This window comes from Lysinibacillus xylanilyticus, assembly GCF_001183605.1.
GTDB classification, from domain to species: Bacteria; Bacillota; Bacilli; order Bacillales_A; family Planococcaceae; genus Lysinibacillus; species Lysinibacillus xylanilyticus.
This window is the reverse complement of sequence record NZ_LFXJ01000005.1, coordinates 1,021,251-1,048,094: the sequence shown is the minus strand read 5'-3', so window position 1 is coordinate 1,048,094 and position 26,844 is coordinate 1,021,251. Positions and strand designations below refer to the sequence as shown.

At 35.4% G+C, this 26,844-nt stretch carries 26 protein-coding genes; 10 read left to right on the top strand and 16 right to left on the bottom strand.

The features are described from left to right. Positions 1-713 precede the first annotated feature (713 nt). A complete protein-coding gene (locus ACZ11_RS07950; protein WP_049665117.1) occupies positions 714-1,703 on the top strand; it encodes an aldo/keto reductase family protein in 990 nt (329 codons plus the stop codon). Between the two features lie 36 nt (positions 1,704-1,739). Here the strand turns inward: ACZ11_RS07950 and ACZ11_RS07945 are convergent, their stop codons facing one another. From ACZ11_RS07945 to ACZ11_RS07925, 5 genes are all read right to left on the bottom strand, one after another. After that, positions 1,740-2,639, bottom strand: a complete 900-nt coding sequence (locus ACZ11_RS07945; protein ID WP_049667118.1) for a LysR substrate-binding domain-containing protein — start codon at positions 2,637-2,639, stop codon at positions 1,740-1,742. Between the two features lie 282 nt (positions 2,640-2,921). Then, positions 2,922-3,740 carry an alpha/beta fold hydrolase gene (locus tag ACZ11_RS07940; protein WP_049665115.1) on the bottom strand — a complete coding sequence of 273 codons (819 nt, stop codon included), beginning with the start codon at positions 3,738-3,740 and terminating at the stop codon, positions 2,922-2,924. 130 nt (positions 3,741-3,870) lie between these two features. After that, entirely contained in the window at positions 3,871-7,059 is a 3,189-nt protein-coding gene (locus ACZ11_RS07935) for a BTAD domain-containing putative transcriptional regulator (RefSeq protein ID WP_049665113.1), read from the bottom strand. 69 nt (positions 7,060-7,128) lie between these two features. Beyond that, positions 7,129-7,857, bottom strand: a complete 729-nt coding sequence (locus ACZ11_RS07930; RefSeq protein WP_152911486.1) for a hypothetical protein — start codon at positions 7,855-7,857, stop codon at positions 7,129-7,131. Positions 7,858-8,166: 309 nt separating this feature from the next. Then, on the bottom strand, positions 8,167-9,147 hold the full coding sequence (locus ACZ11_RS07925; RefSeq protein ID WP_049665109.1) for a diaminopimelate dehydrogenase: 981 nt from the start codon (positions 9,145-9,147) through the stop codon (positions 8,167-8,169). A 531-nt stretch (positions 9,148-9,678) separates the two neighbouring features. Here ACZ11_RS07925 and ACZ11_RS07920 point away from each other — a divergent pair. Continuing rightward, positions 9,679-9,969 carry a hypothetical protein gene (locus ACZ11_RS07920; RefSeq protein WP_049665107.1) on the top strand — a complete coding sequence of 97 codons (291 nt, stop codon included), beginning with the start codon at positions 9,679-9,681 and terminating at the stop codon, positions 9,967-9,969. Between the two features lie 6 nt (positions 9,970-9,975). On the opposite strand, the gene yeiL is transcribed toward ACZ11_RS07920, so the two are convergent. Then, positions 9,976-10,638 carry a transcriptional regulator YeiL gene (gene yeiL, locus ACZ11_RS07915; protein ID WP_049665106.1) on the bottom strand — a complete coding sequence of 221 codons (663 nt, stop codon included), beginning with the start codon at positions 10,636-10,638 and terminating at the stop codon, positions 9,976-9,978. A 100-nt stretch (positions 10,639-10,738) separates the two neighbouring features. On the opposite strand from yeiL, the gene ACZ11_RS07910 reads away from it, so the two are divergent. Further along, positions 10,739-11,890 carry an MFS transporter gene (locus ACZ11_RS07910; protein WP_049665104.1) on the top strand — a complete coding sequence of 384 codons (1,152 nt, stop codon included), beginning with the start codon at positions 10,739-10,741 and terminating at the stop codon, positions 11,888-11,890. Between the two features lie 58 nt (positions 11,891-11,948). On the opposite strand, the gene ACZ11_RS07905 is transcribed toward ACZ11_RS07910, so the two are convergent. After that, a complete protein-coding gene (locus ACZ11_RS07905) occupies positions 11,949-13,133 on the bottom strand; it encodes an oxalate decarboxylase family bicupin (protein ID WP_049665103.1) in 1,185 nt (394 codons plus the stop codon). 349 nt (positions 13,134-13,482) lie between these two features. Then, complete coding sequence (locus ACZ11_RS07900; RefSeq protein ID WP_049665101.1) at positions 13,483-14,214, bottom strand: class I SAM-dependent methyltransferase; 732 nt, start codon at positions 14,212-14,214, stop codon at positions 13,483-13,485. A gap of 748 nt (positions 14,215-14,962) precedes the next feature. Between ACZ11_RS07900 and ACZ11_RS26565 the strand changes: the two genes are divergently transcribed. The 3 genes from ACZ11_RS26565 to ACZ11_RS07890 all read left to right on the top strand — a co-directional run bounded on the left by ACZ11_RS26565 (position 14,963) and on the right by ACZ11_RS07890 (position 17,073). Next, complete coding sequence (locus tag ACZ11_RS26565) at positions 14,963-15,133, top strand: hypothetical protein (protein ID WP_169776072.1); 171 nt, start codon at positions 14,963-14,965, stop codon at positions 15,131-15,133. 667 nt (positions 15,134-15,800) lie between these two features. Continuing rightward, positions 15,801-16,409 (top strand): CPBP family intramembrane glutamic endopeptidase, encoded by a 609-nt coding sequence (locus tag ACZ11_RS07895; RefSeq protein WP_201778507.1) that lies wholly within the window; start codon positions 15,801-15,803, stop codon positions 16,407-16,409. 247 nt (positions 16,410-16,656) lie between these two features. Then, positions 16,657-17,073: a YjdF family protein gene (locus tag ACZ11_RS07890; protein ID WP_049665100.1), complete on the top strand. Its 417-nt coding sequence runs from the start codon at positions 16,657-16,659 to the stop codon at positions 17,071-17,073. A 144-nt stretch (positions 17,074-17,217) separates the two neighbouring features. On the opposite strand, the gene ACZ11_RS07885 is transcribed toward ACZ11_RS07890, so the two are convergent. Next, positions 17,218-18,645: an aminotransferase-like domain-containing protein gene (locus ACZ11_RS07885; protein WP_049665098.1), complete on the bottom strand. Its 1,428-nt coding sequence runs from the start codon at positions 18,643-18,645 to the stop codon at positions 17,218-17,220. 111 nt (positions 18,646-18,756) lie between these two features. On the opposite strand from ACZ11_RS07885, the gene ACZ11_RS07880 reads away from it, so the two are divergent. From ACZ11_RS07880 to ACZ11_RS27475, 3 genes are all read left to right on the top strand, one after another. Continuing rightward, positions 18,757-19,359, top strand: a complete 603-nt coding sequence (locus tag ACZ11_RS07880; RefSeq protein WP_049665097.1) for a LysE/ArgO family amino acid transporter — start codon at positions 18,757-18,759, stop codon at positions 19,357-19,359. Between the two features lie 266 nt (positions 19,360-19,625). Then, on the top strand, positions 19,626-19,907 hold the full coding sequence (locus ACZ11_RS07875) for a hypothetical protein (protein WP_049665095.1): 282 nt from the start codon (positions 19,626-19,628) through the stop codon (positions 19,905-19,907). Next, positions 19,840-20,034: a GNAT family N-acetyltransferase gene (locus ACZ11_RS27475; RefSeq protein WP_201778506.1), complete on the top strand. Its 195-nt coding sequence runs from the start codon at positions 19,840-19,842 to the stop codon at positions 20,032-20,034. Before ACZ11_RS07875 ends, ACZ11_RS27475 begins: the two co-directional genes overlap by 68 nt. A gap of 207 nt (positions 20,035-20,241) precedes the next feature. On the opposite strand, the gene ACZ11_RS07870 is transcribed toward ACZ11_RS27475, so the two are convergent. After that, the gene (locus ACZ11_RS07870; protein WP_049665094.1) at positions 20,242-20,835 is read right to left on the bottom strand and encodes a DUF2441 domain-containing protein; all 594 of its coding nucleotides are present in this window, start codon (positions 20,833-20,835) and stop codon (positions 20,242-20,244) included. 325 nt (positions 20,836-21,160) lie between these two features. Then, positions 21,161-21,442: a hypothetical protein gene (locus ACZ11_RS07865; protein WP_049665092.1), complete on the bottom strand. Its 282-nt coding sequence runs from the start codon at positions 21,440-21,442 to the stop codon at positions 21,161-21,163. 465 nt (positions 21,443-21,907) lie between these two features. Here ACZ11_RS07865 and ACZ11_RS07860 point away from each other — a divergent pair, with 465 nt between their 5' ends. After that, entirely contained in the window at positions 21,908-23,119 is a 1,212-nt protein-coding gene (locus tag ACZ11_RS07860) for an IS110 family RNA-guided transposase (RefSeq protein WP_049665091.1), read from the top strand. A gap of 260 nt (positions 23,120-23,379) precedes the next feature. Here the strand turns inward: ACZ11_RS07860 and ACZ11_RS07855 are convergent, their stop codons facing one another. The 5 genes from ACZ11_RS07855 to ACZ11_RS07835 all read right to left on the bottom strand — a co-directional run bounded on the left by ACZ11_RS07855 (position 23,380) and on the right by ACZ11_RS07835 (position 26,350). Further along, positions 23,380-23,862 (bottom strand): CcdC family protein, encoded by a 483-nt coding sequence (locus ACZ11_RS07855; protein ID WP_049665089.1) that lies wholly within the window; start codon positions 23,860-23,862, stop codon positions 23,380-23,382. A 207-nt stretch (positions 23,863-24,069) separates the two neighbouring features. Beyond that, positions 24,070-24,522 carry a GNAT family N-acetyltransferase gene (locus ACZ11_RS07850; protein ID WP_049665087.1) on the bottom strand — a complete coding sequence of 151 codons (453 nt, stop codon included), beginning with the start codon at positions 24,520-24,522 and terminating at the stop codon, positions 24,070-24,072. A 255-nt stretch (positions 24,523-24,777) separates the two neighbouring features. Continuing rightward, complete coding sequence (locus tag ACZ11_RS07845; RefSeq protein ID WP_403089081.1) at positions 24,778-25,056, bottom strand: cold-shock protein; 279 nt, start codon at positions 25,054-25,056, stop codon at positions 24,778-24,780. Between the two features lie 153 nt (positions 25,057-25,209). Continuing rightward, the gene (locus ACZ11_RS07840; protein ID WP_049665086.1) at positions 25,210-25,653 is read right to left on the bottom strand and encodes a hypothetical protein; all 444 of its coding nucleotides are present in this window, start codon (positions 25,651-25,653) and stop codon (positions 25,210-25,212) included. A gap of 259 nt (positions 25,654-25,912) precedes the next feature. Next, entirely contained in the window at positions 25,913-26,350 is a 438-nt protein-coding gene (locus ACZ11_RS07835) for a VOC family protein (RefSeq protein ID WP_049665084.1), read from the bottom strand. Positions 26,351-26,844 lie beyond the last annotated feature (494 nt).

The window sequence follows — 26,844 nt, the reverse complement described above, 5'->3', positions numbered from 1 at the left end:
ATATCCACTATATAAAACTGGAGTTACAAATTAGTTACAAAATAGTTGGGTCAGGTTACTGAGCCAACTATCTTTGTCGCGAAAGTGCAGCGTAGCGCAACGGCAGCGACAAAAAGTCTTTAATGAGCTGCCCTAAAGGGGAGCTCATTTTTCTGCGACGAAAGTGTGATTTTTTCCGGAGATGAGGGTTTATCGAAACAGTTTTGAGATTTATCGTGAACTTTGATTGTTTATCGACCAACTTTATCGATTTATCGACCAACTTTATTGATTTATCCACCAACTTTTTTAATTTATCACCCAACTTTCGAAAAATAACGACATCTACCTACATGCACGTTATCTGACCGCACTCATAGTTTGCGTCGCTTCACTTGATCAAAGGGATATTTCTAAAGTCATTTACTTTCCGCTTTTTCAGTAGCTGCCCTTTTATCATCAATTCCAGGGATAAAAAGTTTATCGGAATAAATTTATGTTTTATCGGAACAATTTCAGATTTTATCGGAATGATTCATCGATTTATCGGAACATTTTTGAAAATACATTAAAGTAGCATACCTAGTGGGGAGCTACTTTTTCGGCAACGACAGTAACGAACCTCTTCAGTAGTTTTATATAAATTTTATATTAATTCATTATTTAAAATGTATTATCCATATTAAAATCTGTTTTTTATAATGAAGATATCACTTTTAAAAGGAGGGACTAGAATGGAGTTTAGTAAACTTGGCAATAGCGGATTAACAATAAGCAAGATTGCATACGGAAATTGGATAAATCATGGGGGTAAAGTAGATGAGGATACTGCAAAAGAGTGTGTTAAAGCTGCACTAGATGTCGGTATAACAACATTCGATACCGCTGATGTTTATTCAGAAACTAGAGCTGAAGAAGTACTCGGCAGGTCTTTACAAGGTATACGCCGGGAGAGCATTGAACTATGTACGAAGGTGTGCCATCCGACTGGGAATGGGCAAAACGATAAAGGTTTATCACGAAAACATATTCTAGAAAATTGTCATGCATCTTTGCGTCGGTTACAGACAGACTATATAGATGTCTATTATGCACACAGATTTGACCCAACTACTCCTCTTGAAGAAACGATGTTAGCTTTCGCAGATCTTGTAAGACAAGGTAAAGTGCTTTATATCGGTGTAAGTGAGTGGACAGCAGAACAAATTACCCGTGGTGCAGCACTTTCACGGGAATTGAATATTCCGTTCATCGCAAGCCAACCCCAGTATTCAATGTTGTGGAGAGTTATCGAAAGCGATGTTATACCAACCTGTCAACGTGAGGGACTTGGGCAAGTAGTATGGTCGCCATTAGCACAAGGTGTTCTCACTGGAAAATATCTACCCCAACAACCAGTACCAACCCAATCGCGTGCTAATTCTCTGGCTGGCAAACCATTTTTTAATAAACTTGCTCAACGTTGGATGAACGACAATGTACTCACTGCTATTCAGAAGCTTAAACCCATCGCGCAAGAGATTGATCTTAGCCTCGCTCAACTCGCAGTAGCCTGGGTACTACAAAACCAGAATGTTTCCTCAGCAATTATCGGTGCCTCGAGCCCAGAACAGGTAAGAGAGAATACGCTCGCTTCTGGTGTCAAATTAGACATTGAAATTATGAATCAGATTGACAAAGTATTAGAAGATTTAATTGAGTACGATCCAAGTAAAACAGGTTAATAATATTGTATTACCCATCCCCTTTAGGATGGGCTTTTATTTTTGGTGATCAAATTGCAAAATCGAATACATCTCTCTAACAACTGTTAAGAAATGATTTACTACTGCAGATTTTTCATCTTCTCTCCAACCAGCATATAAATTTACCTTTGGTGTAGTCTCTTGGATTTTTTTATAGATAACCCCAGGATGTTTATAACTTTCCACCGATGATGGAACGACAGAAACTCCCATTCCGGATGCTACTAGATTAACAATCGTTTGCATTTGAATAGCTTCTTGAACAACATTTAAATTTACACCATGATCCCAAAAGTAGCTAATAATTAAATCATAAAAATTTGGACCCATATGACGCGGAAACAAAATAAATGGTTCATCAATTAACAATCGAAGTGGTATTTCGGGTAATGAGGCGAAAGGGTGATCTTGATGTAAAACCAATCTTAAAGATTCTTCCGAACAAACTTCAGAAGTTATTATCCCATTATTCAGTTTAGAACGAATAAATCCAATATGAATTTGTTTCTCATAAAGTGCTTTTAATTGCTGCTCCGTTGTCATTTCACGTAATATAAGTTGGATTTTAGGAAAGCGTTCTCGAAATTTATTAAGAACTTCTATAACAATTTCTGTGGAATCGACAAAACCAATAATTAAGCTCCCTATTTTCCCTTCAGCTGCGAGTTGTGTTTCTTTTATGGTTCTTTCTAACTGAAGCAGTGTTTGTTGAGATCCTTCTAAAAATATCCTCCCAGCATCCGTAAGTTCAACCATTCTTTTCGTTCGATGAAAAAGTTGAACTCCCAATTCTTCTTCTAATTTACGAATTTCTTGACTTAAAGGAGGTTGTGCCATCCTAAGACGTTCGGCTGCACGACTAAAATTCAATTCTTCTGCCACCATCATGAAATATCGCATTTTCCTAATATCCATTTTCATCTATCCCTTCTACTAAAACCGATTAAGGACTTTTTTTAAGATCAAACTCATTATGGTGCCTAGTATTTTCGTAGCCATACTTTTTATGGTATACAGCTCTTTGGTTAGGGAGATGAAGATTTAAATTCGCCTGTATTCTTATTTTCTTAAGCTAATGCTTCATCAATTTCATTAAGGAAAATAAGTGATAAAAATTAGACAGTAAGAATCCTTTGAAATTATTGAATAAGTGAGTTATTCAAAAGATTCCATTCTGTCTTTTACTTAAAATGTATTTCAATCGATATATTCCTCTACCCGATCCAACCATTCATGCATAAGGCTATTAAACAATTTCGCTTGTTCAATTTGCAAGTTATGCCCAGCCTTATCTAAAATTGTGAAGGCTGCTCTTGGATATTTATCTAAAATGGCAAAAGCGTCCTTATAGCCAACCATGGAATCCTGTTTGCCCAGCAAAAATAAGCAAGGTTTAGCAAATGAAATCTCATCTACAGGAAAAGAAAAACTATAGCTCTTTTGGATTTTTTCTAAAAATTCCACATCCGCATTTTTTTGACCAGCCAATATTTCATTTGTGTAACGGTGACAATTATATTCATCTAAAACAACTAAATGGGAGCTAAAATCTTCAAGTTCCTGTTTCGTTAATGTCGATAAAAACGCTTTATCCGCCGAGACAATGCTTTGTGGGGGTACTGTTCGAGCTTGTTTATCAGGAATAATCAATGGACAAATAAACGCAGCCCCTAAAATTTGTTCATGATACTCTCTCATGATTCCACGCACTAAATATCCACCATAAGACTCTCCTACTAATAAATAACGTCCGTTTGGTATTAAGGTGTGTATTAGTTCTACTACAGCCTCTAGCATTTCATCTGAGTTATGTATCTTTTCATAGTCTGTCGTTTTACCCATTCCTGGAAGGTCAATATAAATTCGTTTCCAGCCCTCTCTTTCTGCAAAAACGGGCTCCATACATCCCTTCATTAGTTGATGATCTGGCGAATATCCATGGAGCATTACGATCGGTGTTCCGTTCCCAATTATTTCAAAATAAATATTCGCCTTACTTACCTTACAAAATGACATAGTAGTTCCTCCAAATATTATTATAAAGTGGATTTCCGTTCCGACTGGACGCTTTCCTAGGAGTCGCCCAGTCTCCAATCCAATTCACGAGGCCATAATTACAAAAAATGGTTGTTACACAAAATATACACTAGCCCATTATTAAATCATAAACAACCATCGTCGATTCCATTGGTGTTGTATTTAGTTCACTTTTTAATTGCTGCACACATTTTTCATACCATTTTAATGCAAGGGAGCGGTTTTGTAATTGATAGTAACTATACATCAACAATCGATAGCCTTCTTCCCATAATGCATCCTCACGAATCATTCTTTCAGCATAAAATATAGCTTGCTTATAATTTTGTTGCCGCGTCGCATTTTGTGCTAATCTTTCCAGTACTTCAATATATAATGATTGAAGCTTTTCTCGATCTTGGATTAGCCAGTCTAACTGCTTTTTTTCAGCATAAAGAACATCCGTATAACTCGTTTCAGCAAGATGCAGCCATTCGTTTGATAATTGTGGATCGAACTCCTCCATCCCTGATTCATAAAAATAAAGAAAGCGTTCGACATCAATTTGCAGAAATTGAATATGCTGCAATTGGTACATATTATTTTTTCGCTGAATGAAAAAGCTGTCCTGACGCGCATTTCTATTTGGCTCAAGAACCTTTAATAACGTATTCAATACAACTTTAAAATCTCGGTCTAGCGATTCAACATTCCGCTCTGGCCATAATACCTGTGCAATCTCTTCCTTTGGCGTAAAGCGATTACGATGACAATATAAATAAACGAAAAGCTCCTTCGACTTATCGCGCTGCCATTCTTTATCCTCAAGCTTTTGTTGCTTTCTTACAAAATCTAAACTTCCTAAAAAGTTCACCTGCACTTCCTCGTTCGGATAAACAATATTGTCCTCAACTTGAAAATAGCTACGCATCGTCAAAATAGCAGCATTTTCCCCATCACATTTTTTACTAAATTGTAAAAGCTCATAAAAAATCATCCGATTCGGTGGACCAAGAATGGTTTTCCTTTGTAAAAAATAGTCATAGCCATTTGTGATACATAACTGTGCAAACAGCTGAAAATAATGATTGAATTGCTGAGGATTATTTTCTTTGAAGGCAATGACAGATTGAAAGAATAGTACATGCATCTCACCATTTTGATCGCCACAGTCGTTGAAAAGTCGCTGTGCCTTTATTAATAATTGGCGCGCCCGTTCAAATTCATGCTGAGAAATAATAATTTTAACCTCAGCGATTAATATAATAGCAGTCATCCATGCATCTTGTACTTGCTCTGTTTCACGTAATCCAAGTGCTACATATTTTTTAGCAGAGATGATATCTCCTTGCGCATGTTTAACAATTGCTAATCCCATGTATGGCTCGGCCTTTACGCGAGAAATATTAATGGTATTCATTAATGTAAGGGCTTTCTCATAAGCATTACAGGCTCCTGGGTAATCAGGAAAATCTACTAATAGTAAAGCATGTGCTTTGCGAATATAGCCAACAGCCTCAATAAAAACCGATTTTTCACGTAACCCCCTACGAATCCCATGCTGAGCAGCATACCAAGCATCCTTCCCTAGCCCTAATAGCGCATAAACAAATGATGCTAACAACTCACTTTCTCTATGCGTAGCGACAAGCTGTGGCGGTAATTCCAATCTCTGCGTCAGCAATTCCTTTGCTTCTAGAAGCTGCCCAGTTCTTAATAATATTCGAACGTCAACATTTGCTCTTTGTAGCACTTCCTCCGTTAAAGCAACCTCATCTGTAAAAATTCGTGCTCCCTTCGCCTTCCCTAAATTCACCAAGTTTTCTGCATACTGACGTTGCAATTCGAGAAGTTCTTCTTCGTTTAACGGCGTATGACTCGCTAACTCTAATGCTCTCTTTAAATGCGGCTCTGCCAATGCTGGCTGGATTGTATCAAGATAAATATGTGCCAAACCTGCTTGTGCTTTCGTCATAAAGAGATAATCATTCTTAGTTTTTGCGATGTTTGCACAATTTTCATAGGATTGCTTCGCTCTTTCATAATAAGCACGATAGCGGTGGCATTCACCTTCAAAATAATACAATTTGTAATATTCCGATTTTTCATCAACTGTAAATCTATTTATTTTTTCTAATAACCACTCAAATTGCCCAGCACGAACTAGACTGTCAGCATGATATTGTAATAGCTCACCACAAAAATCCTGATCATTCGTTTTAAATGCATGATGAAGAACAGCTTGTATATTGTTTTGTTTAACATAATACAACGCTGCTTGTTTATGCAATGCAATATACTGTGATGTATTTTGTTGCCATTTTAGCTCTAAAAATCGACTGAACAAGGCATGAAAACGATATAAACCATTCTTTGTGATTGGTTGAATAAATAAATGTCGTTGTACAAACAGTTTTAACGCCTCTGCTATTTCCGAACCATAAAACTGTGTGATAAACTCCTCTGAGAAAGAGGGGAAAATCGCCAGCTTTAATAATACCTCTTGCTCGAATGTAGACATCTTAAAATAAACTTCCTCCGATAAATAGGTGAAAAGGTCATTTGTAGAGATATTTAGCCAATGAGCTAATGTCTCCTTGTTCCATTGTTCAGCTAATAAAGAAATACTAATTGCCCAGCCCTCAGTAATTTCTAAAACCTTCGATATTTCTTCTTCTGTTAAATGCACTGATCCGTAATCCTCGAAAAAAACAGCGATCTCCTCTGATGAAAACGCCAATTCTCCTTCTGAAATAACGAGTAATTTTTTTTGTAGTTTTAATTTTCTCGTAATATCCCAATTCGGTAACGTTCTAGATGCGATGATAAAATGTACATTCGGTGGTGAAAATTCAATTATTTTTTCCATCACATAATTAATATGGAATACATGGTCAACTAGATGGTAGTCGTCTATGACAATTAAAATCTGCCCTTCGATTTCACATAAACTATTAACAAATAGCTTGAACCAACGATTTAGTTCCTCTATTTTCGGAAAACGGGATAATTGATTCCATGCATCAAATTCTTGACCGAAGCTCGGAACAATTCGTGTGATACTAAAAAATAAATGATTTAAAAACGGCAATATATTATCATCTTCCTCCGACACACTATACCAGGAAAATGTGCTTGATTGTGCATGTAGAAATTGTGTAAGGATTGTTGTTTTGCCATACCCTGCTCCACTATGAATAAGTGTGCAAGAATGGTTTAGACTTTGTTTTAATGTTCTCATTAATGTAGCTCTACTAATACAATGATTGGACGGACTTGGTGGAATGCATTTTGATTGGATAATAATGTCTGTAGTCATTTGGTGATAACCTCCCCATTCAGCTGGTTATGTAAGGTTACAAGTCTTCAAAGCTTAAAATCTTTTAAGTTATCGGCTCATCGTCATAACGTGTGGTTGATTTCCGTTCCTACTGAGTACCGTCCTATGAGCCACTTTTGTTGCTGTCGCTTCGCTTTCGCACAGATAAAACACTGTTGTTGCTGTCGCTTCGCTTTCGCACAGATAAAACATTGTTGTTGCTGTCGCTTCGCTTTCGCACAGATAAAACACTTTTGTTGCTGTCGCTTCGCTTTCGCACAGATAAAACACTTTTGTTGCTGTCGCTTCGCTTTCGCACAGATAAAACATTGTTGTTGCTGTCGCTTCGCTTTCGCACAGATAAAACATTGTTGTTGCTGTCGCTTCGCTTTCGCACAGATAAAACACTTTTGTTGCTGTCGCTTCGCTTTCGCACAGATAAAACATTGTTGTTGCTGTCGCTTCGCTTTCGCACAGATAAAACATTGTTGTTGCTGTCGCTTCGCTTTCGCACAGATAAAACACTTTTGTTGCTGTCGCTTCGCTTTCGCACAGATAAAACATTGTTGTTGCTGTCGCTTCGCTTTCGCACAGATAAAACATTGTTGTTGCTGTCGCTTCGCTTTCGCACAGATAAAACACTTTTGTTGCTGTCGCTTCGCTTTCGCACAGATAAAACATTGTTGTTGCTGTCGCTTCGCTTTCGCACAGATAAAACATTGTTGTTGCTGTCGCTTCGCTTTCGCACAGATAAAACACTTTTGTTGCTGTCGCTTCGCTTTCGCACAGATAAAACATTGTTGTTGCTGTCGCTTCGCTGTAGGTTCACGGAACAACACGATGTTGGTCACGAAGGCATTATCACAGGGCGGGATGCTTTTATCCTTCGTTCGACTATTGCCAATCCCTAAGAAGTCACCCAGTTTCCACTCTAATCAACTAATATACATGGCATACTTTTTTTCTAAATTCATTCTAAACTTTTGATTATAAGTTAAATTATTGACAGTTTACCATATACTATATGTTATTTTACAGAATTGACTTCCTAAAAATCAAAAATCCCGATTATCAAATAATATGATAATCGGGATTTTGAATAGTATATTATAAAAGTTCTTTACGTAATTCAGCAGCTGATTTTGGTGATAATAGACCGAATGGAATATCGAATACTGTTTTTGCACCTTTATCTCCAGCTTGGTTTAAGCGATGAGCTGCACGTGCAAAAGCTACTAGAACACTAGACGTGAAGTTTGGATTACTTTCAAGCTTTAATGAGAATTCAAGAATTTGTTTTTCATTAGCGCCGCTTTCCCCACTGCGAATAACGAATCCACCGTGTGGCATGCCAGTATGGTTTGCTTTAAATTCTTCTTCAGAAATAAAGTTTACTGTTGTGTCATACTCATCAAAATAGTTTGGCATCGTCACAATTTCTTGTTCAACTTTTGCAGCATCCGCACCTTCTTCAAGAACAACCCAGCATTCACGTGCATGTTTTTCACGCGTTGTCAGCTCAGGATTTTCACCATTGCGAACACGGTCTACAGCCTCTTTAATTGGTAATGTGTATTGTACAGCATTGTTAACACCTTCGATTCGACGAATAGCATCTGAGTGACCTTGACTTAAACCGTCTCCCCAGAAAGTATAAGTTGTACCTACTGGTAGAACTGTCTCCCCGAGTATACGATTTAATGAGAACAAACCTGGATCCCAGCCAACTGAAATGACTGATACCTTTCCAGATTTTTGTGCTTCTGCATCTACAACCTCGAAAAACTCAGGAATTTTCGCATGTGTATCAAAGCTGTCAATTGTATTAAACCATTGTGCAAAGTGTGGGCCTTGCTCTGGTAAATCAGTTGCTGAGCCACCACATAAAATCATTACATCAATGTCATTTTGGAATTTTTCAGCATCATCCACTAAATATACACTTGCATTACTTGCAATATTTACAGTTGAAGGATCGCGACGTGTGAAAACCGCTACTAATTCCATATCTGGATTTTGAGAGATAGCATACTCTACTCCGCGCCCTAAATTTCCATAACCTACAATACCTACTCGAATTGCACTCATTAAAAATTCCTCCTCACGATTACGTGACTATGTGAAGCCTTTCACGTTAAATCTAATTACAATAATACGTTTTGTTAGGAAAATTCACAATAGTTTGAGTACGTGTTTTTCTCTAGAAATTATACAAATTTTCTATGATTTTTATTCGTTTTAGGCATGAATGCGGTTACATATTACTAATCTAACTTTTTTCAGCGGATGTCACGGAAATCGGAAAGGAGCTCTTAAAGGATGTTAGCCTAAAATCATCGCATTCATACTATAACGGCAAACTGACCAGCATCGGTAAAAACGCCACGTCCTGTGGCATTACCAAAATGACCGACATCGTGTTGGCCCTCACGCAGGCCTAAGCACAAAGTCGATTCTGAACGCAATGTTTATCTGCGCGAAAGCAAAGCATCAGTCTACAATTATGCCAAGGCATAATTGATTAACTAACCTTTAAGTTTTCGTTAAAGCCTTGTAAATGAAGACTATTCCGACCGCATGTCTTGTACAATAAAACTAACGACAAAGGGGGCATGTTGAATGAAAGGTAATTGTTATTCACCTAGCACAACATTGGAACAAGGAGAATTACTTGCTTGTCCATTTCAAAATGCACAAAAAAGTGCTAAAGCTCACATTGAAGCTGATGCAAAGCACAAAAGATTTTCACCTAACAAACACCAATGTATAAGGGTTTTACCTTTTGGCGTTATAGACGAAACCCTAAATATCTCCGTACAAAACCAACAAGTCGATGAGGTTAACTTCTACCATAGCGGCAAGGAAATCGCACGTTGGTTGATTAAAAAAAGTGAATACAATAAGCTGTAGTTTTCCTCACAGTATCTCCTGTGCTAATTCAGAAAGACGCTTCTCATCCATAATGTGATAGCCATTCTTTCTCTTCTCTAAAATTTTTTCTTCACAAAATTGTGCAAGTACATATAATAAATGCCGATAGGAAACCCCCAAATATTCACAGATTTCAGTATGCTTTTCTTTATAGATTCCTTGATCTGACGAAAATTGAATAAATGCAGCAAGTCGATTTTCAAGTGGAAATGCTTGATTTTGTGTATATTTTGACGTCATTTTGAACGCCTTTTCCCCTAAAAACACACAAAGTTTTCGTAAAAATAGTACATCCGTGAGTAACTTTTCTTTGCAGGACTGCGTAATCGAAAAACAAATCGTCTCGGTTACTGTCTGAATACCCTTCGTATATCTTGCCTCATTAAGCAACTCAATTTCCCCCATAAAACGTGGAGCTTCCAAGTAATCGATAAGCGAAACCTTGCCATTTTTATGTGTCATGTATAGCTTCGCTTTTCCTTCGATCATGTAGTATAACCTATCTGGAAATGACCCTTCTTGAAAAATCCATTCACCTTTGTCAAACTTACATATTTCTAGAAATGGATCAATTTCAAAAGAAAAAAAATCATCTATTGGATATTTATCAAGATAGTATGAACGTTCCTCAGCTGTCAGTATATGCATTATTTTACTCTCTCCTTCAAAAAATGTGAGATATCTCACATTATTGTACCGATGAACGTGCTATTATTCAACTTAGTTATATTGGAGGTACGGAAAATTTATGAACAATCAACGATGGCTTTCTCAAAATTTCTTTGCATTTTTCTTTACATGGGGTATTTTCTTACCTTACTGGACAGGTTGGCTTGTAGATGCGAAACATCTTACTGTTTCACAGGCTAGCATCGTAATGGGCTGCGGACTTTTAGCACGAGCAACTTCAAATCTATTTTTCTTCCCCACACTTGCAAAATATGTGAATAATAAACGACTCGTTAGTATTTTAGCAATAGGTGCCCTAATCACAACTTTACTTTACATACTAAGCACGAGCTTTATCTCGCTTCTTATTGTTACCCTTTTATTTAGCGTTTTCTATCCAGCACTGTTACCTGCCGTTGAAAGTAGTGCGGCAACGCTCGTACAGCATGGAAATGTACACTATGGTAAAAGCCGCTCCTTTGGTTCCGTTGGATTTGTCATTGCAGTATTAATCATTAGTATGCTGACAGGTGCATTTGGCAATGACATTATCTTTTGGAGTATGGTGGTCGGCCTGATCGGTATGCTGTTGATGCAGCAAATGGCTACACCTAAAGAGTTACTCGTTGTACCTACGAAAGAACAACGTGCAAAATCATTGTCGATGAAAACATTATGGACTATTAAAGGCTTCCCTATTGTTTTATTAGTCGTTATTCTGTTGCAAGGCGCGCATGCTTCTTATTACAGCTATGGCTATATATATTTAGGTGATTTACATGTTGATCCATTCTATATGGGGATGATTATTAACATCGCCGTAATGTGCGAAATCTTATATTTTATGAAGGCTGATACACTATTTAAAAAATGGCGCTCATCTTCTTTATTACTTTTAGCAGCAAGTGGTTCATCTTTACGTTGGCTACTCATTTACCTATTCCCGAATGTCTGGGTATTTATCGCTTCTCAAACATTACATGCATTATCTTTTGCTCTCGCGCATTTCGCTTTTATCAGCTATTTAACAAAAACATTGCCGAAGGAGCAAATTCCAAACGCGCAAGGCCTATATTCTGCATTAGCGATGGGCTTAAGTACAGCAGTCCTTACATTTTTAGGCGGTTATTTATACGAGATTTCACCTGGACTATCATTTGCAGCAATGCTTATTTGTACTGTACCAGCAATCGGTATTCTGCTTGCTACTAGAAATAAATATCAATATTAAAAACAAGCAGGTGGGAAAGATAAGATCTTTTATCTTTCCTGCCTGCTTGTTTATACGCTCACCTTGGATAATAAGAAAATCCTGGATATTCCACAACCGGCCACTTTTCCTTTCTCAATACATTAAGAAGTTCAGGACCAATATTTAAATTGCTTTGTACTAGCTCAGTTGGAGTAAGGGCCATCCATTGATTTAACGAAACATCCTGGAATCTATCACTTTTAAACATTTCAAGGAACCATAATGTCTCAGTACCGGTATTTTGAATGTAGTGACCATTTGCAAACGGTACGTATCCTACATCTCCTGCACGATAATCGAATGTTCTAGCCACACCATTTGCTGCAAATACGGTCATACGTCCTTGACCTTGAAGATAATATTGCCATTCATCATTATTCGGGTGCCAATGTAGCTCTCTCATTGCACCAGGCTTAATCTCGACAAGCGCTGCGGCGATATTTTTAGAAATAGGAAAGTTTGTCGAATCTACAATTCTAACACTGCCACCAGGAGTTTTAATAGGAGTTTGTGCAAGCAGGCGATGCTTGAAGGTTTGGGGGACTGTACCGTAGGGTGATTGTACTTTTTGTGTGTCTATAGGTCCTGGAACTTTATCTTGAAAAATATAGACCTGTTCTTTCGGAATATGATTAAAAGCGCTCATTGGAACACCAAAATTGGCGGACAGCACATCTTTAGGAGTATGAGCAAACCAATCAGATATTGAAAATGTACTAAGATCTGAGAAATGTCCATCGTCAAACACCAGTAAAAATTCACAGCCATCTTCAAGACCCTGTATAGAATGCGGAATTCCTGGCGGGAAATACCATAAATCTCCCGGTCCTACATCAGCAATAAAATTACGCCCATTTTGATCGACTGCCGTAATGCGTGCATGACCAAGAAGCATATACGACCATTCTGCTTGTTGATGCCAATGCAGCTCACGAACTCCACCAGGTGTCAAACTCATATTGACACCTGCCAATGTAGTGGCAATTGGCAAATCACGAGCAGTAACTTCTCGAGACCAACCGCCATTTTTTAATACCATATGCGTATCAGAAAAAGAGAACTTTAAATTTGGTACAAGTCCAGCATCTGTTTTTGGAGGGACAAGCATATCAGGGTTTTCCAGATCTCTCATAATATCTCTCGGCCCTTTATCTACCCATCCGGCCCCATCTTTCCGAATAGGCTGTGGTACATAAGAATAGCCATCTGGTATGTTCTCCAATTATTCACCTCTTCATAAAGAAATCGTTATTTCAATATGTATGGTACCTTAACTAGGATTATTCTTTTCCTTTCAGCCTAGTTGCAAGGATAGCAGAGGATGTTGCTGTTAAATAAATTTCTGTAGCTCTTAATTCTTTATGATTGCAGTTAGAAATGAAGCAATTATTAGTAAAATGATCACAATGTCCCCAGTTTCTGAGGTTCCGTTCACTTCAATTGGTGTAATAAAAGCGAAAATAATGAACAACGACTAAATCACCTAAACCGCACCGCTAGTTCAATAAAAAAAGCTGCCTATGCAACACAATAATCTTCCTCCGTTAGTTCATCAATATTAGGATATTTATTTACTTCACACACGAAAAAGCAAGTACAATTGGAATTCGTTGTCTTCTAACAAATTCATCTTCACTACTAAAATGCTCACGCTTTGGTGTACCTTCACGTAAATCTAGAACCGAAAAGCCAGCTTGCTTAAGTGCTATAAAATAATGTTCGATTGTACGATGATACTTAACCACTATTTGATCAATCCAAGGCTCTTTTCTTTCCCCCTCACGGAAATAGTCATCGACGATCCAATTACCGCGTTTATCCCCAGTTTGCTTACTAGCAAATGACGAAGTTGTAAGCGGATGCTGGATACTAAAAACAAATCTTCCGTTTTCTTTAAGTGTTTTATAAACATCTTGAAACAGGCGGTTAATGTCTGAAACATAATGGATAGCAAATCGAGATGTTACAAGATCAAATGCCTCTTTTGGGTAATCATAAGACTCCATTGTTTCAAAGTGTATTGTCCCGTTTTGTTCAAGTATGTTAGAGCTTGCCACTTCCACCATTTGTTCCGAACCTTCCACTCCTGTGTACTTTTTTGCTCCTAAATGTAATAGTTCTTTTCCGAATGATGCATCACCACACCCTAAATCTAAAACGCAACTATCTTGAAAGCTCCCAATTAATTCATAGATTATCGGTCCTTCAATGGCATTATTTGGACTATCATTTCTGTTTCTTCTATTCATGTAATTTTTAAAAAAATCCGTTTGATCGTAAACGCTATATCCTTTAAATTCCAACGTAACGTATCCTCTCTAATATTTGAGATGTCGGGCGATTCATCGCCAAATACACAAATTAATGTCTTCTATAGAATAGATGGTTAGGAAATTTTTAACTTTAAAGAAAATTATATGAAAAATTTTCGCTATAAACAACACCTTATTGAAACTGCTCTTGAATAGCAACAATCTTGAATATGTACAATGCTTTAACCTAACGCCTCCCTATAAGTTTGTTTAGTAATAGCCCTTGTCATTTTAAATCCTTTTTCTAACATATTCACAGTTGGAATGTTCTCGAATAATTTTACATATATTTACTTCGGGATAGCTTACCTTATGCATCGCCCCAAACGTTTTGCAGTTTGCTATCCCACCATTATATAAATTTTTCTAGTATTGTTCAGTATCTAAAAACCACAAACCCTTCATCAAATGTAAGTTCATTCTCTTTCAAATCTGAGCTGTAGTGTGTTCAAAGGCTGTAGCTTTTCATATTATAATAAAGATTAAAATGAGGAGTTGTTCCGATGTATGGAGCATCAATTCCAGCTTTACTATAGGCTGTCTTTATTTTCGTCAGTTGCATATTCAACAAATTTACATTTTAAAAAAGTTAATTAATAAATAAATTAGATTTTAGAGCGATGTTTTAATCGCTCTTTTTTTTCATTTGGTCAGTAAATGAATCAATTCATAGTTCTATTAACTTTCTGATCGTGTTATCCTTTTATTTCCAACAACCCTAATGTTAGGAGGTATCACAATGACTCTAAAGATTGTTAAAACGCTTTTATCTATCTTTCTTGTGTTCATGTATTATTTGGGCTTTTGGTCAGCTAAATCGTCTATAAAAATTACGTTATTCTTTATTATGATCCTCTTTATATATGAAGTTGGCATTGAAACTGGTAAGAAGCAAATGAACAAAAACTAACCGGAACTTCTGTACATTTTCCTTAGACTAATTCTCATAACTTTTTCTGTAACTCACGAAGGAATTATTAAAAAAAGTTTGTTACAATAAATTGGAAATTCCTTTTTTTCCGAAGGGAGCTTTTAAATGTTTAGCAAACTATCTATTATTTTCGCAATAATCGGTGCTGTTGTATTGAGTTTCTCTTACATTTATTCAACTAAATTTTTATGATATCTGGATTCGGTTCATTATTTGTAAGTTTATTGTTAAGTCTTGGAGCTGTATTTAAAAGCGAACAGGGAAAATATAAGTTTTTTCCTGTTGTAACATTTTTCTTTTGTAGTTTCATCATTGCTTGGTATGACCCATTTCAAATTGTAAGATTACTTACTTGGATTAAGAATTAATCAATTTGTAATAAACTTCTGATGTATCAGGGACTGTTCTACCCTAATAGCACTGAAGACAACCTTCTAGCCATATCTGAGCAAGATTCGTAAAACCTTTTCTTTCGGTTAACAATTTGCTTCTCTTTACCAATTTGGGAAAATATGAATTTGATAATATTTAATTAACATAAAAATAATCTTACCCCCGCTCCATATCTGAAAAATCCTCTTAAACAAAGGCTTTACTTTCTGCTACAATATTATGGTAAAATATTGTAGCAGAAAGAAGGAAAGATATGCAGCATATAAAAGACAAACCCCAAAAGACAAAGAAGGATTTCAGCCCAAAAGACGCTATTTTTGTATCCTCTTCTTTTTCATTTGTTTGTGTAGCTATCATTTTCGCTCTTATCGTTTATGATGTATTCACAATAGAAAATTTTCTAGCATTTAATCAGCCATTCACAATGGTATTGAATGTAGTTCTCGCTTCATTCGGTCTACTTTTGTTTGGCGTAATTTTAACATTGTATATCCCCTCGAAATACATAGACGAAACAAACAAGAGTTTTCAAGACTATTCGTTGTTAATTATTGTTGCCTTTATGTTGATAGGGGCGTTATTTGAAGAAATTTTGTTTAGGGGAATTATTCAAAATTTACTTCTTGTATTTCTAGAACACCAGTGGACCGCAATAATAATAACTACTTTACTGTTCTTAGGGATGCATACTCGATACTTCAAAAAACCTATTATGTTAATAAATATAACCGTTCCAAGTTTAATATTCGGATGGATATATTTTGAAACAAACAATATTTTAGTACCATTTCTGGTACATTTTTTCATGAATATCGGCATGACACTATTATTCAAATACAATTTAATAAGAGTTAAACATTAAACCGGATCGTAGATATACACAAGATTAATGAGACTTGTCGACGCAATAGCTTGATAAATTCTTATCAACAATTCATTGATACCAGCGCAAATTCCCCATTACAAATAATAACAAATCGTTTATAATACAACTTGAATGAAAAAACACGATTCGGTTGGTAGTCCGGATGCATCATAAATTTGATGTCAGTAACCTTTCCCTCCTCGGGATGTCCATCATTCGATTTTAATATGAGGAGGGACCTACTATGAAACTAACCATTTTTTATGATGGCCAATTTTATATAGGGCTAATAGAAAACATTTCTGAAAACAAATACAAAGCTTACAAGTATACTTTCGGGAATGAACCTAAAGATCAAGAAGTCTTTGATTTTGTAAATAATAATTTGTTGGATTTTATCAAAAATAATGATAAACATGATGGAATACCTATCCAACAAGTTAAAATGAAGAAAATCAACCCTAAAAGGCTTCAAAGAAAAGTTGCAAAAGAACTAAGAAATCCAAGTATCACCTCTAAGGCCGAAGAAGCTATAAAAGCAGAATTGGCACTTAGAAAAAAAGAAAAATCTGTTACCTGTAAACGATTTAAAGAAGAACGCAAAGAATATATTCGGAATATCAAAGTTCAAAAGTCTAAAAATAAACATAAAGGTAAGTAGTATCATTCTTTTTACTGACAACTGATGTTGTCAGTTTTTTTAGGGATTAACACACAATTTCTTTTGATTTCAAATTGTACAATTCATTTTGACGGATTCTTTACAACTGTGAAGGGTACGTTGAATGTTCCATATTGAAGATTTCTATTTACTTTTTTTGACAACATCAAATAAGATTTTTAATCCTTTTTCCAACTCTTCATATGTTGCATAAGCATATGATAATCGAATATGCTGCGTATCTTGAGGATCGTAAATATAACCAGGATTAATGAGAACTTGTCGTTGTAATAGCTTGGTAAATAACTCTTTATCAACGATTGGCTCATGAAACTTTAACCAAATATAAAAGCCACCTTTCGGCTTATCCCAACTAGCCATTTCCGTAAATCTCTCTTGTAATATACCCTCAACAAAATTGGCTCTCCGTAATAATTCTTTCCGCAAACTCTTAATATGCTTTTCATACTTGCCAGATTGCAGCCAATGTAGCACAATTTCCTGTGAGATTGCGCTTGATCCGTAATCTGTTTGCATTTTTATATCTGCTAACCGCTCAATAACTGTAGTTGGACCAATTAACCAGCCTATACGAAGTCCGGGGCTTAATGTTTTCGAGACACTCCCAATATAAAGGACTTGCCCGCTATCATCCATTGATTTAATTGGTGCCGTTACCGCTTCAAAGAGCAATTCATGGTAGACATCATCCTCGATGATGGGAATGCGAGACGCTTTACAAGCTTGATAAAGTTGTCTTTTTTCAAACGACGTCCACACCCCACCAGTTGGATTGTTTAACGTTGGAACAGCATAAAATACAGCCTGCCTTTTTCTTTTCCGCTGAGCCAATATTTGCGCGAGCTGTTCATTACGATCGATAGCTATCATTTGCATACCAACAGACTGAAAAGGATGGACTGAATTTAAATACGACGTCTGTTCCTGGAATACAATTGAACCTTGTTCAAGTAGTCCAACAGCAATCAACTGCAATGCTTGAAGTGCGCCAGATACAATACAAACATTTTGCGGCTTTACATGGATCCCCCTTTTTTTCACGTATTCACAAATCGCTTCACGAAGTTTATCGCTACCTTGCGGTGATGAATAGCCTAAAGCTTTTGGCTGCAAAGAGAGCTCTTTCAAAGACGCTTCAATTTCAGCGGTCGGCAATAAACTTGGGGCAAGCTCTCCAGTTCCCAATCGAATGACATCATCCCGCTGCTCGTATTCATTGATTAATTGAATGGTATGATAATTGGGCTTATGGAGACTTGTGTCTATGTACTTTTGCCAATTTGGTTGTGTTTGTGTCATTAATGAATCCCAGGAATTATCAGCCACATAAATACCTGAGCCTACTTTCGATTCCAATATTCCAGCTGCCTTTAACTCTTCTAATGCCTGCTGAACGGTACTGCGATTGACCCCAAATTGCATAGCTAGCTGTCTTTGTGTCGGTAGTTTTGTTCCTGCCACCCAATCTCCACGTTCTATATGCTTAGTAACCCACTGAATAATTTGCTGCTGTAATGTCAATTCATCCTTTCTACTTGGCTGCCATTTCATTCTTATCATCCACCTCTAACATTCAAAATTGGGTGGCTTAAAAACCATCCAATTGGTCGTTTTCTTTTAGTTATAACATATCTAAAATGTTTAGTGAAAGGAGGAATTACATTGGAAGCATTTCTACATGGAATGATTTTAGCATTTGGACTTATTCTACCCTTAGGTGTACAAAATGTCTTTGTCTTTTCTCAAGGTGCAACACAACCACAATTAGTTCGTGCCTTACCCGCCAGTATCACTGCCTCAATTTGTGATACGCTTCTGATACTACTTGCGGTATTCGGTTTATCTGTAATTGTGTTGCAATTTGAGTGGTTACGTATCGCCTTGATGAGTGTTGGGATACTTTTCTTACTTTATATGGGCTATTCAATTTGGCGCTCAAATCCGGCATCTACCGATAATAACGAAGCACTTCCTGTAAAGAAACAAATTTTATTTGCGGTTTCTGTCTCTCTCTTAAATCCACATGCCATTTTAGATACAATAGGCGTTATCGGGACGAGTGCTTTAAAATATAGTGGGACGGAGCAAATGTTGTTCACTGCAGCATGTGTTTTGATTTCTTGGTTATGGTTTTTCGGTCTTATCCTCGCTGGCGCATCCTTGAAAAGACTTGATAGCTCTGGGAAGCTTATGAACATTTTTAATAAATGCTCAGCGATTTTTATTTGGGCAACAGCTCTCTATCTTCTTAGTGGTTTACTATAAGAAAACTGGTTTTTATTAAACGTAAAGAGTTAAATAATGTACTTAAGAGAACAGTATCCAACATGATAATTAACCTGAACTAATTTTGTTATTGGTTCAGCTTTTATTTGTGCTTATAATCTGAAAATATATAATAAAGTATAGTATGTGTAAATTATTCCATACGCCATTCGACTAACGTGAATGAAACAAAATATTTAATCAGATTGGCAATTAGTGAATCGTTGAATAGAACGTAACTATTTATCATTTAGGAGGTTTTTAATATGGCAGAAGTATTGATTGTTCCATACGATAGTGAATACAAAGAAGATTTAAAAAGACTTTCATATGAATGGCTTGAAAAATATGTTAGCGTTGAGCCTGAGGATGAAAGAATTATAAATAATCCAGAAGAAGTTGTTTTAAATTGTGGAGGTTTTATTTTCTTTGCTAAATACAAAAATGAAATAGTGGGAACAGTATCATTAATAAAATTAGATGGACAAATGTATAGAGGTAGCAAAGTTAGAAGGTGCAAACAAAATTATACTCTATACAAACCATAAACTGACTGCTGCAATAGAACTATATAAAAAATTCGGCTTTTCATTTGTTTCATTAAATGATGACAAATATTTGGAAGCTGATTTAAAGATGGAATTAGAGATAAAAAATCCTATCATTGAAAATTGAAATCCTTCTTGAAAATTAGTTCTTTTTTCTCGAATATGAGCACAAAAAAGCTAATCTTTTTAAGTGGCGGTCATTTTTTTATTGTGCTAACGGCGGCGTTAATTGAACAAGATAATTAATGTATACTCATAAACGCCTCCGTTAGTTGAACAAATCCCTTATTATACAATATCACCTCATTCATACCTTTAACGACTTTCCCAAAATTTAAGATGAGAAATCATCAATAATTTCTAGCACTTCAATTTTTCCGTTTATCAAAACTTCAGTAAGCTCGTTTTTAACATTACCCTCCCAATATTCCCTTGCCTGTTCAATTTTTTGAGAGAAAGGAACCCCATCCTCCTTTGGTAAAAGGTTTGCATCACCTTCAAAATAATTCCCACTAACTCGAAGTTTAACAATCTGCAAAACATTTCGATTGTATGAATCAAAAATTTCTTTCCATTTTAAAGCGTCTTCATAGCTTTTAGCAGCGTATAAGCAAGACAATCTTGAAGGATATTCAGGATGTTCTTGTAGTCTAACCATTTCTACTATCACTTCTCTAATAGCTCTGATTGTTTGTCCTACATACTTAATAGCTATTTCGGCATTCTCTTTACTAATGTTCAAGCCCTCATTTGTATAATGACCGTATAAAATCTTAATAAAGTCTTCACCTTTAGAGTTCAATTGTTCCTTTTCAAAAAAGAAGCTATATAAGGTGTTTTTTTGGCTCTTGTCAAAGTTAATTATCTGCCCCGTGCTCATTTTATTCCTAGTAACGATATGATAAACATAAAATTCGTTCTCGTTCATGATCTGCCCCCTATTGGCCTTCATTATTAACTATTATTTTACCATAATAAGGGAGTATTTGTTGAACTAAACTGTTCTATTAGTAAAAAGCGTCTCTACGTAGAAACGCCCCCGATAGTTTAATAAGAACAGAGACGCTTCTTAAACAATCGCGCCCTTTAGTTTAAGTGTATTCATTCACAAATAGTTATTTCAATATATCTCTTTCTAAAGAGACTGATTCTAAATTAAAATTAAAGAGTATCATTCTTTATGTGAATGATACTCCTCTAAAAACCGTTCTTACTTATGATACGGTTCTCCGCAATATAACTAAATGAAATTTTTACTTAATTAAACCAACTAATACCATACATAGTAAAGACGAAATTATTCCTAAAAGTACAAAAAAGTACATAATAAAATTCACTCTTGAAAACATTTTATTTTTATCAAATTCCTTACTACTATCCAAAAGGAAGTATGTATATACTGGAAATGCAAATGCTAGTGCTATCCAATATTTCACTTCCCCAGTATTTCTAATTCCATCCATTATTCCAGTCATAATCGGAAACAATATCATAAATAAAAAACCTTGTGTATATTTTTTAATATATCGCTTCATTTTTATCCTTCCTAAAAATAAATATTTATCCCTTCGTTCTAAAAAATTTCCCATTGAATATTTAACCTATCAAATCTTAACAATACATTGCCTTAATTCATATATGTAATTTTTTCCTCGTTCAACTAAACTACCCCGTTAGCCATCCATGAAGCGAAAAAAAAGTACTTCACCACAGAAAATGAAAGATGATTACGTTCTTTCATGGGAGTTCAAAAAAGAAAAAACATACTAAGATTAGTAGTGCAGACCAAGGCATTGGTTCGTACTACTATTTTTTTATATAGTAGAGGTGAAGAATAGGTCGGGCAGCTCTTTGGATCTTGAATCCGTAAAAAAAACTGACCTACTTCACAACCTTATTTGAATCAGGTTTAAGTATGTTGGATCCTTTGAGATCGTGTATAAGAAATAGGAATCAATAAGGCTAATGTGAAGACTTCAAAACACATAGGGAGGGAGAACATGAAACATGTCATCGCCTTTGATATTAGTATGGGAAAGAGTTATATGGTTGTCTATAACGCGCTGAAAAAATGTCAGTTGGAAAAGGAAATTGCGCACAATCGTCCGGGATTTATGGACCTTAAAAAGTTAATTGATGACTTAATTGAAGGATATGATGAGCAACCTCATATCGTATTTGAATCTACAGGAGTCTATTCAAGAACATTGGAACGTTTCATGCAAGAGAACAACTATAGTTATTGCCTATTAAATCCCTTGGAAGCAAAACTCCAATGTGATTCCTTACGGATTCACAAAACGGACCGAAGTGATGCACATCAATTGGCACTCACACACTTTACGCACGAAAGACGGATTGAAACAGATTCCAATGATGTTTACCGTCAGTTAAAACGATTATCGAGACACTACAGCGAATTGGATGATGAATTGAGCGTCACCCGCAGTCGATTGCATAAGGTCGTCCAGGAAACATTTCCTGAACTCGAGAATATTTTCACGACCAAGTCTGAACTGTTCCTAAACGTAGTACAATTATACCCTCATCCAGATCTAGTCTTGAATCATTCAAAAACAATCATTAAAAATCGAATACTCGCAAACACAAATAAACGAATGGCAGTAAACAAAGCAGAAGAAAAAGCTGTTGAATTAATAGAGGCCGCAAAGCAATCTTACCCCGCCGCGTCTTCAACAGATGTGGTTTGTGATCAAGTTCGTGTATATGCTAAACGGTTTCAAGAGCTTCTCCTTCAGAAAGAACAATGTATCAGTAAAATGGAGTCGATAGCCGAAAGGCTTGAAGAGTATAGCATAATACGTAGTATTCCGGCTATTGGAGCTAACTCAGCTGTCAGAATCATAGCAGAAATTGGGAACATTCAGAGGTTTGACAACAACAGACAGTTGAATGCCTATACAGGTATTGATATTAGGCGGTATCAATCCGGGAAGTTTATAGCTAAAGACAAGATTAATAAACGCGGCAATAAACACCTACGTAAAATAATGTATCTAACCGTTCAGAACATGATTAGACAGCGACGATTTGGTGGAAATAACATCGTTGAGTACTACGATAAATTAAAAACGCAACCCTATAACAAATGTCATAAGGTTGCCTCCATCGCATGTGTAAACAAGTTATTGAAAATGATCTTCTTTCTTGTCACACATAATCAAAACTACGACTACAGGTTGGCTCCCTAGTACAGTCGTAGCATCAGTTTAACATACTAAAGCCTTATGAAAAATCGAAAAATCACTAGGCTTATTCGGTATGGCCCAATTTATCAAAATAATATCAGAGAGTTAAGAAAGTTATTATAGATACTTGACTAATCGTAAGAAACGAGCTGCCTATGCAACTCAATGCTCTTTAATTAACGCACCCCGTTAGCTTAAGTGCATTTATTCACTAACTTATACTTCTTTTTACATTTTGGAGGGTGTTAGAGAAATATGAAGTTCTACAAACTGACTGTATTTTTTAATTTAAGAACCTTTGTATACTTTATAAAGCAAGCTATTCTCCAAGGAATTAAATAGCAAATAGCAAGTAAGAAAATTAGCATATTGAGTGTACCTGGTTCGATAGTAGAAATATGTTGTCGAAAATAATAACGTAAAGCAATCATAATGGAGAAAGTAATTATAAAAGCAGGACTTTTCTTGGCATAAATTAAACCATCATTTCGTATTTCATAATCTGACCATAAAATAAGAGGAATAGAAAAACCCACTCCTAAAAAAATTGCTATAGTTAATTGAAGGAATGTGACGTGCCCAGTTGCGTTTAGAAAAAATGTAATTCCTGGTGTTAAAAATAGAAGAGGAAGAATTAATCGCACTCCTCTGCCTTTGGTTGGTTTGTACATAGAACGGATTCTACGAACTAAAATGAACAATCCAATAATTAGAAACATAGAAGTAGCTGGTATTGCAGTTTGCATAAAAACCTCCCTGGATTATGTTTTAATATATTATTGCATTAATTTCAACAAGAACCATATTTTTCTTTTTACAACTAAACTGCTCTGTTAGCTCAACAAAAAAAGATGCTGCCGCTGCAACACCTTGTTTAACTCTTGCACCCGTTAGTTTAATAAGAACAGAGACGCTTATTAAACAATCGCGCCCGATTGCTTAATAAAGCCATATTAAATTTCTTTTTTAAAATAAGTTATGGATAGGCGTTCTGTTATTCTTATTTCTTCTGTTTTTAAAAATCCATTTTTCAAATAGAAAGTTACTGCTGGTGTATTTTTGGATCCAGTTGATACTATTATTTTTTCAAATCCTTCATTGTCGTTTTCAATAAAATCCAATAACATCTTGGCAATTCCTTTTTTGAAATGTTTAGGATGTACCATTAACCGATGTATATCGATTAGACCATTCTCTACTTTTATAGAAATGACTCCACATAATTCTTCTTTTAAGTAATAACCAAAAAAAGTCTCACCACATTGTTGTAACGTGTAAACTGTATCCTTCAATGGCGGTATATCATAAAAGTCTATTATTTCTGCTTCTACTTTATAGGAAGGTATTTGAATGTTTAAAACTTCTTCAGCAAGTTTAAGATTAGTTATATCGATTTTTTTAATCAAAACTATCCCCCCTTTAACTTTTCCTATTTAATTCTATTAGAATCCGAGTTTAAGAAAAATCCTTTCGAACCATCTAAATTTTAAAATAAAATATACAACCCTTTTAAAGTTTTATTCAACAATCTGGCTCGATTGTTGAACACAAGTTAAACAACGCTATTGAACTAACCTGTTCCGTTAGCTCAACAAGAAAAATACGCTGCCGCTGCAACACCTTGTTTAACTCTTGCACCCCATTAGTTGAAGAAGAATTTTTTAGTCAGAAATAACGATTACATTTTCTGCAACTTGCTTTTGATCAGTAGAATTTGAGTTATCAACTAAATCAAAGGATACTTTTTGACCTTGTTTAAGGAATCTGAATCCATTCAGAAATCTTTCTATATCAGGTAAAATCGAACTAAAATGAACAATAACATGATTTCCATCCTCACCGTCAAGCATGATACGACCATACCCCTTTTCATCTTTAAACCACTTAACAATTCCCTCTCGTTTCATATCTGTTCGACATATAATCCTTTTTTTACTCAACTGGACTACTCTGTTAGTTTAAGTACATTTATTCACAAATTTATATATTTTACCAAGAACATTCAGTTCACTTTTTACAGGAAAGCATCTTTGATAGTAAAAAAAGCACCTGTCTCCCTATATAAAAATAAAGGGTTATGAATCCTATAAAATTTACGAAATGAAAAATCCTACAATATAATGACTAACAAAAATTGCAACATAAATTAAAGTTATATAAGGTTGGTAATCAATATAAAATTCTTTATGTGTTAACCTAAATTTATGGGGAATTAAAACCCAACTAATATAGTCAATTATTATTGAAAGTATTGTCCATTGGATAACAGTATTAAGCATAAATTCTTTTATATTATCCGTATCAATCCATTTACTATATAGCCATAGAAAAATTGGAAATATTAAAACATTGTAAAGAACCTGGTAAGGTCTAGATTTAACATAAACTGGTGATTTTAAAAAAGTCGTTCCTGCCTGTTTCGCATTTTGAACACCAAAAGATTTATTGGAGATTAACATATGTATAAAAACTACTAACGTTGCGACTGTATAAGCAAGTAACATCCATAAAAAAGACATACCTAAATTATTAAACAACTAACTTCACCTAACCTTTCGCAACCCAAAAATACCAATTTATTACATCATCCTATAAAACCAAACAAAAGTAAATGAAATATTCTAAAAAAAGCAGCTGTTACTTCGATAGTTTAACTAAGTGGTGTGAACTTATAAGGGAATCATAAGAAAAAAGAGCTGTCTAAAACAGCTCAAAGATCTAAGAAAAGCATCCGTTAGTTAAATACATTTCTTCAAAAATACGAAAGAGGCGTACTTTCATTTTAATTAACATTACTTATTTGATTTCCTCAGCCAACTCCAAAATAATTCCTTCTGGACCACGAACGTAGCATAATTTATAACTTTCTTTATATTGCTTTATCTCACTAAAGATTTCCGTTCCCTTCTTTTTCAATTTGGCAACAAGCGCTTCAATATCTTCAACAGAGAATGCAATATGTCGGATACCCAGTGTATTTGCAAAGGTTTGCTGAACATCTTTTTCATCTGACGGTGAATAAAACTTGATTAGCTCTATCCATGTCTGACTGTCTTTAGTCCCCAATCCTACACATGCTACTTTAGCGTCATTAAGCCCAACTGCATATCCCATTAAATCTCCTTCCATTTCCCGTTCGCCTTTCACCTCAAGTCCAAAATCGAGAAAAAACTCTTTAGCGGCAGAGAGATCATTTACGATTACACCCACATGATCTATTCTTTGGATCTTCAAATTTCATACCTCCATTGTTTCTGTTATTTTGCTATATCCTGTATCCAAATTCTAGTATTCACAAAGGGATGAATAAAATAATAAGATACCAGCATTGCCGTGGCTTTATTTAATGGCTTTAGCCAGTTTATAGAATGTTTGCAGAAGATAGCTCTACTGTTATACCTACCACAACACCTCTATACAAAAATTCCTTTTTGATGTCATTTTAGAAAACAATCCATTCCATCCAATATAAACAGATTAATAAATTGTATCATTCGTTTAGAGTATCGAATATTCCTTCTTGAACTACCCTGCCCCGTTACTGGGAGTTTAATATCTACTTTTTCATTTAGGTAAATTATTTCTCCAACTGTCGCTATCCTAGTGGATGTTCCAGACCTTTGAATCATTTCTTTAGCATTAGTAAATACTTCATTAACCAACGTGATACAATTAGAAATATTTACTTCTTCTTTAATTACCGTCCCGTTTCTAATTTCTTTCCGTAG

Coding starts and splice junctions, on each gene's coding strand:
- yeiL (WP_049665106.1), bottom strand. CDS start 10,638: ATGCATATACTGACAGCTGAGGAACGTTCATACTATCTTGATAAATAT.
- ACZ11_RS07940 (WP_049665115.1), bottom strand. CDS start 3,740: ATGTCATTTTGTAAGGTAAGTAAGGCGAATATTTATTTTGAAATAATT.
- ACZ11_RS07870 (WP_049665094.1), bottom strand. CDS start 20,835: ATGAACGAGAACGAATTTTATGTTTATCATATCGTTACTAGGAATAAA.
- ACZ11_RS07855 (WP_049665089.1), bottom strand. CDS start 23,862: ATGCAAACTGCAATACCAGCTACTTCTATGTTTCTAATTATTGGATTG.
- ACZ11_RS07945 (WP_049667118.1), bottom strand. CDS start 2,639: ATGGATATTAGGAAAATGCGATATTTCATGATGGTGGCAGAAGAATTG.
- ACZ11_RS07860 (WP_049665091.1), top strand. CDS start 21,908: ATGAAACATGTCATCGCCTTTGATATTAGTATGGGAAAGAGTTATATG.
- ACZ11_RS07875 (WP_049665095.1), top strand. CDS start 19,626: ATGGCAGAAGTATTGATTGTTCCATACGATAGTGAATACAAAGAAGAT.
- ACZ11_RS07950 (WP_049665117.1), top strand. CDS start 714: ATGGAGTTTAGTAAACTTGGCAATAGCGGATTAACAATAAGCAAGATT.
- ACZ11_RS07925 (WP_049665109.1), bottom strand. CDS start 9,147: ATGAGTGCAATTCGAGTAGGTATTGTAGGTTATGGAAATTTAGGGCGC.
- ACZ11_RS07885 (WP_049665098.1), bottom strand. CDS start 18,645: ATGAAATGGCAGCCAAGTAGAAAGGATGAATTGACATTACAGCAGCAA.
- ACZ11_RS07920 (WP_049665107.1), top strand. CDS start 9,679: ATGAAAGGTAATTGTTATTCACCTAGCACAACATTGGAACAAGGAGAA.
- ACZ11_RS07865 (WP_049665092.1), bottom strand. CDS start 21,442: ATGAAGCGATATATTAAAAAATATACACAAGGTTTTTTATTTATGATA.
- ACZ11_RS07890 (WP_049665100.1), top strand. CDS start 16,657: ATGAAACTAACCATTTTTTATGATGGCCAATTTTATATAGGGCTAATA.
- ACZ11_RS07935 (WP_049665113.1), bottom strand. CDS start 7,059: ATGACTACAGACATTATTATCCAATCAAAATGCATTCCACCAAGTCCG.
- ACZ11_RS07930 (WP_152911486.1), bottom strand. CDS start 7,857: ATGTTTTATCTGTGCGAAAGCGAAGCGACAGCAACAAAAGTGTTTTAT.
- ACZ11_RS27475 (WP_201778506.1), top strand. CDS start 19,840: ATGGACAAATGTATAGAGGTAGCAAAGTTAGAAGGTGCAAACAAAATT.
- ACZ11_RS26565 (WP_169776072.1), top strand. CDS start 14,963: ATGACTCTAAAGATTGTTAAAACGCTTTTATCTATCTTTCTTGTGTTC.
- ACZ11_RS07910 (WP_049665104.1), top strand. CDS start 10,739: ATGAACAATCAACGATGGCTTTCTCAAAATTTCTTTGCATTTTTCTTT.
- ACZ11_RS07895 (WP_201778507.1), top strand. CDS start 15,801: ATGCAGCATATAAAAGACAAACCCCAAAAGACAAAGAAGGATTTCAGC.